Origin of the sequence: Paenibacillus zanthoxyli JH29 (assembly GCF_000520715.1) — a bacterium.
Classification (GTDB): Bacteria; Bacillota; Bacilli; order Paenibacillales; family Paenibacillaceae; genus Paenibacillus_AQ; species Paenibacillus_AQ zanthoxyli.
Map to the genome: position 1 here is coordinate 1 of NZ_ASSD01000359.1, position 14,777 is coordinate 14,777.

The 14,777-nt window shown below is 46.5% G+C and carries 17 protein-coding genes and 1 other RNA gene; 7 read left to right on the forward strand and 11 right to left on the reverse strand.

Annotated elements, in window-relative coordinates; genetic code table 11:
• Positions 1–339 precede the first annotated feature (339 nt).
• Complete coding sequence (locus tag L691_RS0112995) at positions 340–807, reverse strand: hypothetical protein (protein WP_025690943.1); 468 nt, start codon at positions 805–807, stop codon at positions 340–342.
• A 658-nt stretch (positions 808–1,465) separates the two neighbouring features.
• Here L691_RS0112995 and L691_RS0113000 point away from each other — a divergent pair.
• A complete protein-coding gene (locus L691_RS0113000; RefSeq protein ID WP_025690944.1) occupies positions 1,466–2,266 on the forward strand; it encodes an SDR family NAD(P)-dependent oxidoreductase in 801 nt (266 codons plus the stop codon).
• Positions 2,267–2,312: 46 nt separating this feature from the next.
• Positions 2,313–3,149, forward strand: coding sequence for an oxidoreductase (locus L691_RS0113005; RefSeq protein ID WP_025690945.1), 837 nt, complete (start codon positions 2,313–2,315; stop codon positions 3,147–3,149).
• 134 nt (positions 3,150–3,283) lie between these two features.
• Here the strand turns inward: L691_RS0113005 and L691_RS0113010 are convergent, their stop codons facing one another.
• From L691_RS0113010 to L691_RS0113025, 4 genes are all read right to left on the reverse strand, one after another.
• Positions 3,284–3,958, reverse strand: coding sequence for a TetR/AcrR family transcriptional regulator (locus L691_RS0113010; protein WP_025690946.1), 675 nt, complete (start codon positions 3,956–3,958; stop codon positions 3,284–3,286).
• A gap of 439 nt (positions 3,959–4,397) precedes the next feature.
• Positions 4,398–5,663 carry an acyltransferase gene (locus L691_RS0113015; protein ID WP_025690947.1) on the reverse strand — a complete coding sequence of 422 codons (1,266 nt, stop codon included), beginning with the start codon at positions 5,661–5,663 and terminating at the stop codon, positions 4,398–4,400.
• Positions 5,664–5,871: 208 nt separating this feature from the next.
• Positions 5,872–6,387: a dihydrofolate reductase family protein gene (locus L691_RS0113020; protein ID WP_025690948.1), complete on the reverse strand. Its 516-nt coding sequence runs from the start codon at positions 6,385–6,387 to the stop codon at positions 5,872–5,874.
• Positions 6,388–6,402: 15 nt separating this feature from the next.
• Positions 6,403–7,275 (reverse strand): alpha/beta fold hydrolase, encoded by an 873-nt coding sequence (locus L691_RS0113025; RefSeq protein WP_025690949.1) that lies wholly within the window; start codon positions 7,273–7,275, stop codon positions 6,403–6,405.
• A 140-nt stretch (positions 7,276–7,415) separates the two neighbouring features.
• Here L691_RS0113025 and L691_RS0113030 point away from each other — a divergent pair, with 140 nt between their 5' ends.
• The 4 genes from L691_RS0113030 to L691_RS0113045 all read left to right on the forward strand — a co-directional run bounded on the left by L691_RS0113030 (position 7,416) and on the right by L691_RS0113045 (position 9,603).
• Positions 7,416–7,778 carry a winged helix-turn-helix transcriptional regulator gene (locus L691_RS0113030; RefSeq protein WP_025690950.1) on the forward strand — a complete coding sequence of 121 codons (363 nt, stop codon included), beginning with the start codon at positions 7,416–7,418 and terminating at the stop codon, positions 7,776–7,778.
• A 338-nt stretch (positions 7,779–8,116) separates the two neighbouring features.
• The gene (locus tag L691_RS0113035; protein ID WP_025690951.1) at positions 8,117–8,590 is read left to right on the forward strand and encodes a DUF2975 domain-containing protein; all 474 of its coding nucleotides are present in this window, start codon (positions 8,117–8,119) and stop codon (positions 8,588–8,590) included.
• Between the two features lie 10 nt (positions 8,591–8,600).
• Entirely contained in the window at positions 8,601–8,819 is a 219-nt protein-coding gene (locus L691_RS0113040; RefSeq protein ID WP_025690952.1) for a helix-turn-helix domain-containing protein, read from the forward strand.
• Positions 8,820–8,835: 16 nt separating this feature from the next.
• The gene (locus L691_RS0113045) at positions 8,836–9,603 is read left to right on the forward strand and encodes a DUF817 domain-containing protein (RefSeq protein WP_025690953.1); all 768 of its coding nucleotides are present in this window, start codon (positions 8,836–8,838) and stop codon (positions 9,601–9,603) included.
• A gap of 173 nt (positions 9,604–9,776) precedes the next feature.
• Here L691_RS0113045 and L691_RS0113050 read toward each other — a convergent pair whose 3' ends face one another.
• Together L691_RS0113050 and L691_RS0113055 are read right to left on the reverse strand one after the other, a co-directional pair.
• Positions 9,777–10,169, reverse strand: a complete 393-nt coding sequence (locus L691_RS0113050; protein ID WP_025690954.1) for a type II toxin-antitoxin system death-on-curing family toxin — start codon at positions 10,167–10,169, stop codon at positions 9,777–9,779.
• Between the two features lies 1 nt (position 10,170).
• Complete coding sequence (locus tag L691_RS0113055) at positions 10,171–10,464, reverse strand: AbrB/MazE/SpoVT family DNA-binding domain-containing protein (protein ID WP_025690955.1); 294 nt, start codon at positions 10,462–10,464, stop codon at positions 10,171–10,173.
• A 325-nt stretch (positions 10,465–10,789) separates the two neighbouring features.
• Here L691_RS0113055 and L691_RS0113060 point away from each other — a divergent pair, with 325 nt between their 5' ends.
• Positions 10,790–11,185: a VOC family protein gene (locus tag L691_RS0113060; RefSeq protein ID WP_025690956.1), complete on the forward strand. Its 396-nt coding sequence runs from the start codon at positions 10,790–10,792 to the stop codon at positions 11,183–11,185.
• Positions 11,186–11,339: 154 nt separating this feature from the next.
• On the opposite strand, the gene ssrA is transcribed toward L691_RS0113060, so the two are convergent.
• From ssrA to L691_RS0113075, 4 genes are all read right to left on the reverse strand, one after another.
• Positions 11,340–11,704, reverse strand: a transfer-messenger RNA (tmRNA) gene (ssrA, locus tag L691_RS31335).
• Positions 11,705–11,933: 229 nt separating this feature from the next.
• Positions 11,934–12,413: an SsrA-binding protein SmpB gene (gene smpB / locus L691_RS0113065; RefSeq protein ID WP_025690957.1), complete on the reverse strand. Its 480-nt coding sequence runs from the start codon at positions 12,411–12,413 to the stop codon at positions 11,934–11,936.
• 251 nt (positions 12,414–12,664) lie between these two features.
• On the reverse strand, positions 12,665–13,801 hold the full coding sequence (locus L691_RS0113070; protein ID WP_025690958.1) for a DUF4179 domain-containing protein: 1,137 nt from the start codon (positions 13,799–13,801) through the stop codon (positions 12,665–12,667).
• Positions 13,798–14,319 (reverse strand): sigma-70 family RNA polymerase sigma factor, encoded by a 522-nt coding sequence (locus L691_RS0113075; RefSeq protein ID WP_025690959.1) that lies wholly within the window; start codon positions 14,317–14,319, stop codon positions 13,798–13,800. Before L691_RS0113075 ends, L691_RS0113070 begins: the two co-directional genes overlap by 4 nt.
• Positions 14,320–14,777 lie beyond the last annotated feature (458 nt).

Consider the following 14,777-nt stretch of genomic DNA (forward strand, 5'->3'; position numbering starts at 1 on the left):
GGTGGTGAGACGTAATCGGATGTTTGAGTGTTTTGATCACCTTCATGAGATGCGCCTCCATCGCAAGTTTGATGAGTCTAGTATATCACGAGAACGTATGTTTGGTAAAGCGGACGTGCCTAACCCCCACCTTCACTGTTGGCTTAGAGGTTGGGGACTGCGACACTAAATCTGTTCAAGTGACGGTCTTCATTTAACAAAAAAGCATCTAGTGGCAGCATAATTGAAAAGTACTCTAATGTGTCTAAACTTATTACCTTACGAAGAAATTCTACAATGAAAAGTACTTTGATCATTTCGTATGCTGCCCATTCCGCCAAACCTTCATAGCCGAATTTATTAGCTTTCCCCCATAGGTTTCCCATTTTCCATTTCAACTGATCGCCCTTGCTGCTGCTTACAAAGGTCTGACGAAAGTCCTTGCTCACTTGCAAAACGGGGATGGACATCAGCGCAAGTCAACTCCTCACCAGAGAATCTAATCCACACGTAGTCATCATATAGCACACCATGTGTTTGTTTTACTATATCGGTAGGTACATACTCCCGCAGTCCTAGTGATTGCAACACTTTTTCAATATGATGCCGAGAACGTGGTAGACATCGAGACTCGAAATAGTCCAGCACATCACCAACAAGAACTTTTTGCTTACCGGGAAAAGGTAAAAAAACAGGCGACACCTCGTTATCTTGCCAAACATCAACAGTTTGATTCGCGTAGTCCAGGTTAACTTTAGCAATGACCTGATCATGCTCTAACACCTCAAACTGAAGAGGAGGAGAGATGAACATATTAAGATTCTTCATGTGCAGCCTCCTGTAAATAGAATAATTCAAATACAAACTATGATATTATTCGACACTATTATATCATTTTACGACCTGGTGTATTGTCCTGGTACTTACAAGTTTACATACAACACAAAACACCCGTAACTCCTTTTTGAGAATTTGGATACGCTTCAATAAGCATCCTTGTTGTATTAGATCTTCAAAATGCCATTACTCAATCCGCCATATGAAGAAGTACTCGCTTGCTTCAGTATTGGGTGACTTCAAAACTTCTTTTACTGTCATACTAACCATAACTTGTTATTTCAACAGCGGTAAATGGTAGTTCTACTTAAAGCAGTTGTCCTCCGATGCTCTAGAAATCTTCAAACAGTTATAACCCTTATAACGTTTTGGGACAGCCCCTTTTTTATATTTATAATCTTTGAGTAAGAGATGGATTAGTTTAGGTCCTAATTTTAAATTCACGGCATTGCTTTTATCCTTCCTAAAACGTTAATCATTTTTCTATTATATCGTTTAGACAAAATATATACATATTGTTTACTTTGTATTTCATGAGTGATATGATAATAACATCTTGAACCGAAGGGGATGAAAATGCAGTTAAGGCAAGATAGAGGGGAATGTTAATTAGAAATCACAACAAATTTAGAAAGGAAGATAAAGCTTTATGGATTTAAATTTAAGTGGAAAACGTGCACTAATAACAGGGTCAAGTAGTGGACTTGGGATCACAATGGCAAAAATGCTGGCTGCTGAGGGAGCAAGTGTGGTCGTTCATGGTCGTGATAAAGCTCGAACTGAAGCGGTAGTTGAATCTATTAAGGCTGATGGCGGATCTGCTGTTGCTGCCCTTGGTGATTTAACGACAGATGCGGGAGCGGATCAAGTTGCGAAAGCAGCCTTGGCAGACGGACCCGTTCATATTTTGGTTAATAATGCAGGGTTTTATCGTCATCTAAACTGGATGGAAGCTACGGCAAATGAATGGTCCGAAACTTACAATGTCAATGTGGTTTCTGGGGTCCGTATGATTCAACGACTACTGCCCCAAATGCGTGAACAGAATTGGGGGAGAATCATAACCATTGGTGGTGGTCTTGCGCTTCAACCTATGAATACTCATCCCCAATATAATGCAACCCTCGCGGCAAGACACAATCTTGCGGTATCCCTTGCTCGTGAGCTTAAAGGTACCCGAATTACTTCAAATATCGTCTCGCCTGGCGCTATTTTAGTTGATGCGGTTAAGGAACTCGTGGAGAATATCGGTCCTTCTCGTGGATGGGGAGAAACCTGGGATCAGATTCAACCCAATGCTGTAGAATCCTTAATTCCTAATGATCGTGGACGGTTTGGATACCCGGAAGAAATTGCTGCTGCTGTGGCATACCTGTGCAGTGACTATGCTGAGTATTTAAGCGGATCTACTATTCGGATAGATGGAGGCTTTATCCGAGGGGCTTTCTAAATATAAAAGATGTCTGAGTTAAATAAATACAAATGGAGTTGATAACATGTCCAAGGTTTGGCTAATTACGGGGAGTTCACGAGGCTTTGGCTGGGAACTTACAAAGGCAGTACTATCAAATGGCCATAGGGTTGTAGCTACGGCTCGGCGTCATGAACAACTCGAGTCTTTAAAATCCGAGTATGGCGATCAGGTTCGAATTTTTCCACTGGATGTGACGGATCGAGAAGCTGCTCAGGCAGCTGTAAAGTTGGCTATTGATGAGTTTGGAACTCTTGATGTCGTTGTGAATAATGCAGGTTATGCAAATAGTTCACCCATCGAAGAAATGACCGATGATGACTTTCGGGCGCAAATTGAAACAAACTTGTTTGGTGTCGTTAATGTAACAAAAGCGGCGTTACCTATTTTCCGTAAACAGCGGAACGGCTATTTTATTCAATTTTCCTCGATTGGAGGACGTGTTGGTGGAACCCCTGGTATGGGGGCATATCAAACGGCAAAATATGCTGTGGAAGGGTTTTCAGAGGTATTAAGCAATGAGGTGAAGCCCTTTGGTGTTAAGGTCACTCTTATTGAACCCGGGGCATTTCGTACCGATTGGCAAGGATCATCTATGATTAGAACGCAAGTAGGTCCGGATTACGAACAGACGGTAGGTGCAATAAACAAAATGAGAGAAGAAACAGATGGTAAGCAGCCCGGCGATCCTTCCCGTGCAGCTGAAATCATTATAAAACTAACGGACGAGGAGGAACCTCCGCTTCGCCTTATACTGGGAGCGGCTGCACTCGAGAGTGCCCTGAAATCTTCGACAGAACGCACCTTGGAAGCTGAGAAATGGGCAGATGTTAGCAGGTCGGCCGATTTCCCGGCTGATTGATAAATAACATTACTTTAAGGAGAAGGACAAAACAACACCTTTAGGTTGCACTATTTTCCATATGACCGGTTAGAATGAAAAAAGTCATAAAAGACACAGGATTCAGTCTATTTATGACTTTTTTTATGACTACTTCAAACTTGTAATGTCCGATTAAACTTTTCAACTATATGATCAATGATCGGATGTATTTTAGAATCATCAACGATGCTAACCTTTTCCGCTTTAAATAATTGAACTTTTTTAAATTGATAGTAATCATACAACACTTGTTGAATGGATATTTGATTATAAAGCAAATACTTAACATTAAGTATCTCCCGAAGCAATATATCATCTTGAAGTAAAATGAATTTCTCATTAATTTGATTAAAAATACCTTTGTCTTTTCCGTATTGATAAAACTTTAGTGTTTGCTGCTCACGTTTGGATAAAGCGCCTTTTAAGCGGTCATATAAATCCGGATAAGCCAACTGAAGGTCTTTTAAAAACACATCAGAGATCTTTCCAACAAGTGATACGGATTGCTCAAATAATTGCTGGAACCAAACACCAAAAGACTCTTCATCACTATTCAAATTAGGATCATCTAGTTCTTCAATATAATCAACAAATACACTTACAACGCCTTCAATGACTTCTTGTTTGGAAGTGAAGTGCTTATACATAGTGCCTCTGCTTACATCCATGTTTTTTGCAATATCATCCATCCTTAGGTTTTGAAAACCATCATTCATTACGGACGAAATAAGTTTTTTAAGTAATTTGTTTCTTGTTATCTCCTGCTGACTTTTTACTTGTTTTTTCATAAAGCATCCTCCCTGAGAACTATCCATTTTATTATACATTAGAAAACCACCGATTTAAACAATTGGTACAAAGTATGTATTTTAAATGAATTTTGTCGATAAGATATAAATATTCATTAGAATTACTCCTCATATCGCTGGAAGTTCAGATTTATATAGGCAAAGTTATTGAGGACATGATTGAAAATGACCGACCTTGGGGCTTTCTAAGACGCAGATCCTACGCCGATCAACGTAACGAGTGTAAAACTTTATTTTCACTGAACACTTTATAAGAAGAAAGACGATCATATTTTATTTCTGAACTGGGTCATCCTTACATCGTCTTTCATCTCCATATGGAGCCGCAGTGTAGATAATTAGGGCTCCAGGATATTTCTTCGGCTTGGAAAAGCCGCTCACATTGACAACGTTTCTCCATATAAGCGATACGCGGCCTTCATTGAGGAAAAGTCTGCTCTGCCGGACAGGCCTTTATCCGGTTTCGGTTCGCCTGCTTCCCTGCCGGTCCGACAAGCCACCGCCCGAACGACAGCTTGCTCAGCAGCTTGGCAAGCCCGATCGAACCCGCCGCCGTTAGCGCAAAGGTAAGCACAGCCGCAGGCAGATGGTAGCCGGTGAGCGCAAGCGGTCTGGTGATGAAGCTGATCAGCATCAGAACAAAGGCATGCGCGAGAAAACCTCCAAAGGAATACGTGCCGATAAAGCGAAACAGCTTGCGCCCAGCTCCTCCCTTCTTCTGTAAGATCCGTACAACACCGTACAACAGCAGCAGCTGGGTTACGATAAGAACGAAGGTAAAGGGCCTCAAATATCCGGCATAGTTCAGGTTTATCGTTTCCGTGGAATTTTTAAGGATCTCATAACCTTGCCAGATGTACAGAGCAATAAATGCAAATCCGTACCAGACAAAGCCATCTTCGACAAAACGCCTCCAGCGTTGAAGTCCAAAGGCACAAACCGCGCCAAGCAGAAAGTAAAAAAAGTAAAAAACAAAATAGTACGACCGGTAAGCGAGTATGCTCGCCCAGAACCCGCCCCAATCGGTCGCCCAGTCCGGCATGCGGTAACTGGATAACCACATCAGGATGCCGTATAACGCACCCGTTATGGCAACGATCATAAACACGCGGCGGAAGGACGTTCCTCCCGGCATCGATTGAAGCTTTTGGCGCACCTTCTGGATCGCAAGCGCAAACAACGGAAATAAGAGATAATATTGAAAAATCATTGGAATAAACCACAGATGATAACCGTATGTCGGCAGGAATAACTCATGGAGCAGCGTCCTCGGCCAGTCTCCCGGATTTCCCAATTGACCGAATGCAACCCCCTGTACGGCGATCCAATAAATGACCGTCCAGCATACGAACGGCAAGTAAATATCCACGAGCCTTTTTCGGATAAAAGGCCAATAGGAAAGCTTGCCATTGTAGTTGTAAAACAGCAGCAGCCCGGACAGAAACACAAAAGTCGGCGTCCCGAAACGCGTGAAATCAAACAGCATCGCCAGCATGATTGCATCGGGCTGCAAAATATCGCTCCGGTAAATATATTCCGCTATGCTGTGCTGCATGGTAATGGCGAGAAACGCAAACGCCCTTAACAGGGTTACTTCTTCTACCCGTTCTTTCTTTTTCGTCGGGAGCAAGCCGGTCTGCGGGGCAACCTGCATGTCCAATGTCGTCACAGTTCGTTGCGGCATTTAATGTCCTCCCCCTCATTCTGGTCTGCATAATATTAAACGATTCTAACCTATCAATATTAGCTGAAGCTTAAATATACGAATTTCCAATAAATAATCGCCGCAATAAAAAATCCCCTTCTAGTCCAGATCATTCGAGAGATACACGAAAAAGAGCCATCCCAGAAGATACTCTGAAATGACTCTTTCTCCGTTAAGTTTAACCCATTTACCGGTCCATCGCATAGCGTAGTTGTACCACGCCGCTGCCGAGAGGCTTGCAGTCCAGCAATTGCACATGTTTATATTGATAGTTATCTTTGTCGATCAGAAGGTTTAACCCCTTACCCTCCATCACAGGTACAACATTAAAAATCACTTCGTCCACAAGCCCTTTACTTAAAAAGGCATTGTGCAGATCAGCACCGGCCCCTATGAGAGCGGTTTGATGTCCTTTTTGCTGCAGGTAGTTCAGGGCTTCCTGCGGCGATCTCGCAATCGTTACCCCTGGAAGGTCTCCGGCGTTCCCGGAAACCACTACGACATCTAGATCGGCAAAGGGCCCACCGCCGACACCCCCGTTTTCGAGCATACCCTCGAAAGTCCGGCGTCCGACAATGAAATTTCCTGCTGCTATGGCGTGTGCCGCGAAATCGTCCAGCGCTTCCTTTTTCGGCGGGTTCTCGGGGCTGGACTGCGCATAGTTGCCGTTAGCGGTTAATGTTGCCCACAAAGTCGTTTTCATAATTCGTACGCCTCCTTATGTTCTTAGCCATATTCTTCGGATTGAAGCGGCCACCCGATCCGGCCGATCCTCTTGCACATAGTGTGAGGCATCGTCCAGGATCTCGGTTTCGTTCATCGGTAAATATCTCTGCCATTTGGCCATCTGTTCGGGCGGGAAGCCGGCGCTGTCTTTCGATCCCCATAGAATTTGTGCGGGCAAATCGGACAAGTTCGGCAGTTTCGATTCAATGTCGGCGAGCCATGATCGCGCCTTGCGGATCTGCCCGGGAAAGACCCATGTCGGTATCCTGGACTTCGGGGTCGGGAACGGGTCGGTATAAGCTTTTCTCAAGCTGTCCGTAACTTTATCGGTATGGTAAATACCGTTAGGAACAATGACTTTGGCGAAAAAATTGCGCCGTGTCTGAAGCCAGTACCCGAATAGCCGACCTCCCATGGCGAGCGAGAACATTTTCATCGGCAATATTTTTGCAGGCCAGGCCCAGGTATTCATCACGACGATACCCCGGAGATTTTTCCGGTGCCTTACCGCGTAATTCAAGCCAATCGGACCTCCCCAATCCTGAACCACTAATACAAAATCCTTAAGATTCAAGCGGCGGATCAGATCAAGAATGGCTGCCGATTGCTCTTGCGGCGTAAAGCGATAGCCGGCAGGCGCCTTCGACATGCCGAATCCGGGATAATCCGGAGCGATAAGACGGTATTCCCCGCGCAGCTCTTTGATGACGTTCCTATAAAGATAAGACCACGTCGGATTACCGTGCAAGAGAAGAACTGTCGGTCCTTGCCCTTCATCAACGTAATGAATATAACCGTCACGGTAAGGCAGCCAGTGATCGGTGAATGGATACTCCATCCGATCCACATCAAACGGTCTTTCCATTTGCGGTTTCCTCCCCTCCGCCACTCTTTTCAATTTTTTTCTTCCCTTGATTTCAATAGTAATCGCAGTGTGGTACATTTGAAAAGTAGTTACAGAAAAGTGCAATAGTTTCAAAAAATGAACTATGGAGGGAAAGCCGTATGATAGATCGATCTTGCCCAGGTGCTATTGAACCCATCCTTGAGATTCTGGATGGAAAATGGACACTTTTACTATTACTCGAACTGTTTGACGGTACCAAACGCTTTGGAGAGTTACGCCGTAAGCTGCACCCCATTAGTCCGAAAACGTTGACAGACCGGTTGCGGCTGTTAGAGGATAAGGGAATTGTCACCCGTACGCTTTATCCTGGTGTACCGCTGCACGTCGAATATGAACTTACCGAACGCGGACAGCGTCTGCAGCCTATTTTTGCCGCGATGTGGGCGTGGGTTCAGGAGAATGGCGTCTGCCCCGGGAAAGAGGCGGAAAATATTAGCCCCGAAGAAGCAGGAAGTCTTTGAATCAACGAACGTAATAACACTTTCAATTTCATAATAGCTTTTCATGAATACAAGCCAAGAGCCTTTTTATTTTTGGCTTGTTTTCATTATCATTTATGTGGTTCAAAACTCTTCTCGTAAGGGGCAGCATGGTTGTCTTCTTCAGCTACCCCAAGCGGAGACTGGACAGCATATCCCACTAAAGCCCCGCCCCTATCCTACCACACCCTCCATTTAAAAATGGGGGCTTTCTGTCGTCCAAACAACAATAATGTAATTAAAATCATTAATTATTTATTGTAAATCGATAAATAATGTGTTAAAGTCCTATTTGACAATAAACAAGTGAGGTGCTTTTTATGAAACGGGAAACACTCTTTTTAAAGATAGCTGTGTTTCTTATTGGACTGCCGATTCTTGCTTTGTGTATATTTGGGTTGCCTGCCATAGCTAAGGAAGCGGCAGAACATTATCCGGCTTATTGGCTATATCCCCTTTTAATAGTTATGTATGCATCGGCGATACCGTTTTTCGTTGCCTTGGCTCAAGCTTTAAGACTTTTAAGCTATATTGACAAGAACAACGCTTTCTCGGAACGATCCGTAAGTGCTCTAAAGATTATCAAATACTGTGCAGTCGCAATCAGTATCTTGTATGCGGCAGGCATGCCACTCGTATATCTCATAGCGGAGAAAGACGACGCCCCGGGTCTCATCGTACTCGGAATGGTCATTGTTTTTGCCTCCATTGTGATTGCAGTCTTTGCCGCCGTCCTTCAAAAGCTATTAAAAAATGCCATAGATATAAAATCAGAAAATGATTTAACGGTCTGAGGTGAAAACAATGGCGATTATAATCAATATTGATGTGATGCTGGCTAAAAGGAAGATGAGCGTTACCGAACTTTCTGAGAAGGTTGGAATAACGATGGCAAATCTTTCTATTTTGAAAAATGGAAAGGCAAAAGCGATCCGCTTATCCACTTTAGAGGCGATTTGCGAGGCTTTAGAATGCCAACCTGGAGATCTTTTAGAATACCGAAGTGATGAAGACACACAGTAAGCTGGAGACCCAAATCATGAGAGCACTAAAACAACTCGTTCGTTTTGGCTGGGAGCAGGCCCTATCCTGTTTGTTTCCTGTCGTTATTTTTTCCTCTTTGGCTATTACACAAATCCTGCCGCTCCCCTTCCTGCCACGGTATGACTGGCTGCTCATCATCTGCCTTCTGATGCAGTGGTGGATGGTGCGTTCCGGACTTGAAACACGAGATGAACTAAAGGTGATCACCTTATTTCACCTGATCGGACTTGCTCTTGAACTTTTTAAGGTACATATGGGCTCCTGGTCTTATCCGGAGGAAGGATATTTCAAAATTTTTGGAGTGCCTTTGTATAGCGGATTCATGTACGCAAGTGTAGCGAGTTATCTATGCCAGGCGTGGAGGAGGTTTAAGGTTGAACTGGTGAAGTGGCCGCCGTTTTTGGTAGTTGGACCTCTTGCTGCTGCGATTTATTTGAATTTTTTTACCCACCATTATTGGATGGACGTCCGCTTTTGGTTATCCGGACTTGTGATTATCGTCTTTTGGAAGTCTTGGGTCACATACGAGGTTGGTGGAACCCGTTACCGTATGCCGCTCGCACTTTCTTTTGTGCTTATCGGATTTTTTATATGGATCGCCGAAAATATCGCAACGTTCTTTGGAGCCTGGCAATATCCAAACCAAACCGAAGCTTGGAGTCTCGTTCATCTAGGAAAAGTGAGTTCATGGCTCTTATTAGTGATTGTAAGCTTTCTTATCGTAGCGGAGTTAAAGCAGGTTAAGGGGAGCAATCCACGGTAGGTACGTTGGCGACAATTCGGTTATAATTTGAGTCCTTACATGTAAAAAACCCGCTCCCGGAGCGGGTTTTAGAATGGAGCCGGGGGGAGTCGAACCCCTATCCGAAGATAACACCACATAAGCTTCTACAAGTGTAGTGACAGTTTTGAGTGTCACCCTCGGATACCCGTATATTATCTTTCTTTAGAATGTCTTTTCAAAATATGAGTAATCGTCTCCAACGAATGCAAACCTTTTGCAACATCTACTATAAACTCCACTGCATATTCACGTTCCATTCGTAGATGGTATCCATTTAGCATTAAGAATGACTTTGTAACCAGATAGGCTGTCCGCTTATTGCCATTATGAAAGCAATGATTTTTTACCAGAGATTCTAGAAAAGCTGCCGCTTTGTCAAATAAAGTTGGATAAGCGTCTTCTTCAAAAATACTTTGCTGTGGCCTATGTACCGCAGATTCCAGCAGGCCGTGATCCTTAACACCCGCTTGCTCTGCGTCGTTCATTCGTTTCATCATGAAATAGTGTGCTGAAATAACCTCTTCCTTGGTTAAAAAGTTTGTCATATCACCGATCCCTTAAGTCCTCAAGAATGCCTGTATCTTCTTCAAATACATCAAAGAACGCTTCAAGAACTTCTGGCCGGACATGGTCAGGCAGATGACCTTGCTGAGCTTTTTTCAACACCACTTCACCGCGATCATTTTCAATGAATTCGATTTCGTCCCCTTGCGAAACATTTAGCCTTGCAGCCAGGCTTTTAGGCAAGCTTACTCCCAAGCTATTGCCCATTTGTCCTATTTTACGGGTATAACGGGTCACATTCGGTTTATCTTTCGTCACTTTGACCACACCATTCATTTGATCTTTTCCTCCTATAGTATGATCTACACACACTAAGTTACACCTTATCATAGTAATAACTTTTATAACGTAAGAACATTTTATCAAAATCCTCTATGAATTTAAAGCTAAGTACAAAACCAAAAAATCTAGTACAGCAAAGCACGGTGTGATCGCAATTCCCCATTGGCCACCATTTCAAGTGGTCTCACTAATCGTATAAATGGAGGCGAGGGGAATCGAACCCGCACAGACCACGAAAAATTTTCGATTAAATTTTATATATTTCGAAAAAAAGGAAAGTATAATAGAAAAATAGGAAGTCAAAACATAGGAGGAAATCATGGGCAGATTAGTTCATTTCGAAATTCATGTAGATGACATGGAACGTGCTAAGAAATTTTATGGTGAGGTATTTGGGTGGACATTCGAGGATTGGAGTGATTATGCCGGAATGCCTTATTGGGGAGCCGTGACAGGCGATGCAAATGAACCCGGAATTAACGGGGCTTTGATGCAGCGTCAAGGTGCTTCCCCACAACCCGGTCAGGCTATGAATGGATATGCGTGTACCATGGGAGTAGAAGACTACGATTCTACTGAAACCAAAATTCTAAATCTTGGAGGCAAGCTCGCATTGCCAAAGTATGCACTGCCTGGAATGGCGTGGCAAGGGTATTACATGGATACAGAAGGAAATCTTTTTGGTATTCATCAGCCAGATGAGCATGCAAAATAGAGTTATACAATCGATAGTGCAGGAGACCGTACCGAAGGACCCCCAATATTCTTTCCACTCCGCGGAAACGGCAGTCTTAGCTTCTTTATCTCTAACGACTCAAACCCGTACCTATCAAAAAAGACACCCTTCCGGGTGTCTTTCGCTGTTCTCCATATGGAGCCGAGGGGAGTCGAACCCCTGTCCGAAGATAACGCCACATAAGCTTCTACGAGTGTAGTGACAGATTTGATGTCACCCGATCAAGCTCCCCGTCACCGGATCTCGAATGGGTCAGCCTGATTATCTTCTTCCGTTGACCCCAGGCGGAGACCAAGCGGCGTATCCCACTAAAGTTGAGCCCCTAGCCCGCCACATGGGCGATGGAAGGTAGGAGCTAGCTCACAGGTTATTAAGCTGCGAAAGCTAAGTTGTTGTTTTGTTTGCCGTTTAATTGGCTTTAGCGTTGATGAAGCGGACGCGTCCCCACTACTCGCTACTCATGCTCGAACTACCCCCGTCGAATCCAAAAACGGCCCCTCATTAAAAGGGCTTCCTGGATCAAGGGAACCGCCGGCAAGAGCGGTGCTATCCAAATCTCGTCGCCGAAAGAGGCGATGTCGAGAACTGAAGCATTAAGTCTTACATAAAAGAGTATATCACATTTTGCAGCATATTCACATAGATCTTGCAGGAAACTTAGGTTGAGATTGCCACCAACGCTGCCCGAACAAAGAGAGCGCCCGAGGTTCCATCCCAGAATTGCCGCTTATCTTGCGACCTTCTGCTTCTCCCGCAGTGCCCGCTGGATATCACGCTGCGCGTCGCGTTTGGCGGCTGAGTCGCGTTTGTCGTACTGCTTCTTCCCTTTGCCGATGCCCAGCAGCAGCTTGGCGTAGCCGTTGCGCACGTAGACCTTCAGCGGCACAATCGTGTACCCTTCCTGCTTGGAATGTCCGAGCAGCTTGCTGATTTGTTCTTTATGCAGCAGCAGCTTGCGCGTGCGCGTCGGGTCTTCCGGGTTGGCCCGGTTGCCCTGCTCGAATGGACTGATATGCATGTTATGCACAAAAATCTCGCCGCCGCGAATCGTGGCAAACGCATCCCCGATATTCGCACGGCCATTGCGCAGCGATTTGATCTCCGTTCCCGTCAGCACCATGCCCGCCTCGTAGGTGTCCTCGATAAAATAATCATGGGAAGCCTTTTTGTTCTGGGCGAGCACTTTCCCGTCTGCTTTTTTACCCATGACAATCACTCCTTGAATCGAATATTAAAACAAGCCTCCCCCGCATCCAGCCGCTTCATGATGCGTTCAGGACCGTAGGCACTAGACTTATATTGTATCAAAAGCATTCCCATAAACGCAAGGAAAGCCCTAGCCCGCCAGCGACATCCGGACAGCATCCGGATTACAGGGAGCCTGGACTTACCTCGCCTCAGGTAGGGCAGCCATTCACTTTGGCATGGAATGCCTCATCACAGCAACCAAGCGCTGGTTTACGGGCTAAGGTTAAAGGTCAGATCCGGCGTTCCCGGCAGCTTCGGGAAGTTCAGTCGGACCGACTTCGGCTTATCCATGGAAAAACGGCTGTCTATCATGAATTGGAACCCGTCCTCCATCCAGTCGCCGACCGAGGACCCAATCTGCTGCTGCACTTCACTACTCCCCTTATCCCGGGTATATATCGAGAACTGGAGTTCGTTGGAGAGCACGAAGGATCGTTTGAAATCGGCATCCTTTAGCAGCGTGTCATCCATCAGGAAGGTCACCCTGGTGCTGATCGGATACGCCTCCAGTTTGACCCGGAGGGCGTGACCCTGAATGGTCACGGTTTGCTCCGACAGCGCCGTCATCGGCTCAGCCTGCCAGAACCTCGGATCAAGGTCAATCGCCACCTTCAGCCTCGGCGAGAATTTGACGATGGACATGTCCGAGCGGTTCCAGCCCTTCGTCCGTCCGTCCGGCACCGCCCCGATCTGAAAATCGGCCCAAATCCGGCTCGGCCGGTCGGCGATGGCGGCGGGGTCGAGGCTGATTTTGCTGATGCCCAGGTAAGACTGCAGATTGCTCCGCTCCCGCTGATTGCTGTATGAGCCATAGTTCCCGTTGTCCATCGCCGCTCCGGTGGAACTGCTGGTCAGCTTCAGATCAGAGATGCCGTAGATCTCCCGATTGGGCGCGGACGTCGCCGTATACAGCAGTATGATCTGATTGCGGTCGGCAATCACCCCATTGACGACAATGCCGTATCCGTCCTGACTGGCTTTTACGTCAAGCGGCTGAACATAGTGATGCCTCCAGGCGTAGTTCAGCGTATCCGGAAGGATATCCGGACTCCACGAGAAAAATGGCGCCAGCCCCTGCGGCATATCACTAGTCGGACCGGCCTCCGTAGCCTGGAACACTGGGGGCAAAAGGCTGCCGGGCCCTGCGAACAGCCCAAACGCCAGCGCTGCCGCGACCACCGCCGCCGCAAGACCCTCGGCACGCCTCCGTTTCCTTTCTCTTTCTCCGGCACGCCGAATGGCTTCCTCGATGTCCCGCATCTGAATCGCGTCGTCCCCACGCGGCCTGCTTCCATGCAGGTCCGCCGCCTCCGCGAGCATCGCCCGCTCTTCCCGGCTCATCGTCATGCTCGTTCCTCCTCTTCCATAATCGCACGCAGCTGCTTCAGTCCTTTATGCTGCCAGGTCTTTACCGTTCCTTCCGGTTTCTGCAGAATCACCGCTATATCCGAGATCGTCAGGTCATTATAGTATTTGAGCAGCAGCACATGCCGGTACTTGGGCTTGATACGCTCCAGCGCTGACAGCATCTCCAGCCGAACGTGTCCGATCTCCGTCACCTGTCCGGCCAGATCTTTGTCCTCCAGCGGAACCGTGCGCTTCCTACGCCGCTGCTCGTCGATGCAGACGTAGATTAGAATCCGAATGATCCATGATTTGAACGCCTTGGGATCTTTCAACGTTGCTCGTTTGATCCAAGCCCGGCAGATCGCCTCCTGGACCGCTTCCAGCGCGTCGCTTCGGTTGCGCAAGTAGCTGCAGGCAATCCCATACAGCAGTTCCCGGTGCAGCCTGACAGCATCGCTAAACTGCGCCTCGGTCCCCACGCCGGCCAAAGTGACCTTTGTCATCTCCCCACTGAACATGGCCTCCCCCTCTCTCCAGCCTTTCTACAGCCTTTCTACAGATAAGACGGAGCAGCGCCATAAAACGTTGTACATACTCTAAAAAAGATCATGTACACGCTTGTCCTCCGCCATCCCACATCGGATGACAGCACAAAATAAAGACCCCATTGTCCATCTCGCGACGGCAATGGGGTCTTTCGCGGCCGATGACCCGCCCGACTCCTTGGCGGCGGTCATTATCCAAGAGGCGCGCAATCGTTCCGGTATCCCATGCGGAGCTTGGCGCTTCCGCTTTTATGTTCAATTCAGTTTAGTTTTATTTTTTCTTCTTCCGCTTTCTTCCTTCACCGTTGCCGTGTTTGGAGCCGGAACCTGCGGCGGCCTCGATGCTGCCCGGCGTTACGGATTCCCCGATGAAGACCCCGCTCTTCGACTTCTTCTTACGGCGGCCCTTGCCACCGGCGGCTTTACCGCCG

Excerpts from the sequence above, each read along its gene's own strand:
- L691_RS0113000 (WP_025690944.1), top strand. The coding sequence starts at position 1,466 with ATGGATTTAAATTTAAGTGGAAAACGTGCACTAATAACAGGGTCAAGT.
- L691_RS0113035 (WP_025690951.1), top strand. The coding sequence starts at position 8,117 with ATGAAACGGGAAACACTCTTTTTAAAGATAGCTGTGTTTCTTATTGGA.
- L691_RS0113060 (WP_025690956.1), top strand. The coding sequence starts at position 10,790 with ATGGGCAGATTAGTTCATTTCGAAATTCATGTAGATGACATGGAACGT.
- L691_RS0113070 (WP_025690958.1), bottom strand. The coding sequence starts at position 13,801 with ATGACGATGAGCCGGGAAGAGCGGGCGATGCTCGCGGAGGCGGCGGAC.
- L691_RS0113005 (WP_025690945.1), top strand. The coding sequence starts at position 2,313 with ATGTCCAAGGTTTGGCTAATTACGGGGAGTTCACGAGGCTTTGGCTGG.
- L691_RS0113010 (WP_025690946.1), bottom strand. The coding sequence starts at position 3,958 with ATGAAAAAACAAGTAAAAAGTCAGCAGGAGATAACAAGAAACAAATTA.
- L691_RS0113055 (WP_025690955.1), bottom strand. The coding sequence starts at position 10,464 with ATGAATGGTGTGGTCAAAGTGACGAAAGATAAACCGAATGTGACCCGT.
- L691_RS0112995 (WP_025690943.1), bottom strand. The coding sequence starts at position 807 with ATGAAGAATCTTAATATGTTCATCTCTCCTCCTCTTCAGTTTGAGGTG.
- L691_RS0113040 (WP_025690952.1), top strand. The coding sequence starts at position 8,601 with ATGGCGATTATAATCAATATTGATGTGATGCTGGCTAAAAGGAAGATG.
- smpB (WP_025690957.1), bottom strand. The coding sequence starts at position 12,413 with ATGGGTAAAAAAGCAGACGGGAAAGTGCTCGCCCAGAACAAAAAGGCT.
- L691_RS0113030 (WP_025690950.1), top strand. The coding sequence starts at position 7,416 with ATGATAGATCGATCTTGCCCAGGTGCTATTGAACCCATCCTTGAGATT.
- L691_RS0113075 (WP_025690959.1), bottom strand. The coding sequence starts at position 14,319 with ATGTTCAGTGGGGAGATGACAAAGGTCACTTTGGCCGGCGTGGGGACC.
- L691_RS0113015 (WP_025690947.1), bottom strand. The coding sequence starts at position 5,663 with ATGCCGCAACGAACTGTGACGACATTGGACATGCAGGTTGCCCCGCAG.
- L691_RS0113050 (WP_025690954.1), bottom strand. The coding sequence starts at position 10,169 with ATGACAAACTTTTTAACCAAGGAAGAGGTTATTTCAGCACACTATTTC.
- L691_RS0113020 (WP_025690948.1), bottom strand. The coding sequence starts at position 6,387 with ATGAAAACGACTTTGTGGGCAACATTAACCGCTAACGGCAACTATGCG.
- L691_RS0113025 (WP_025690949.1), bottom strand. The coding sequence starts at position 7,275 with ATGGAAAGACCGTTTGATGTGGATCGGATGGAGTATCCATTCACCGAT.
- L691_RS0113045 (WP_025690953.1), top strand. The coding sequence starts at position 8,836 with ATGAGAGCACTAAAACAACTCGTTCGTTTTGGCTGGGAGCAGGCCCTA.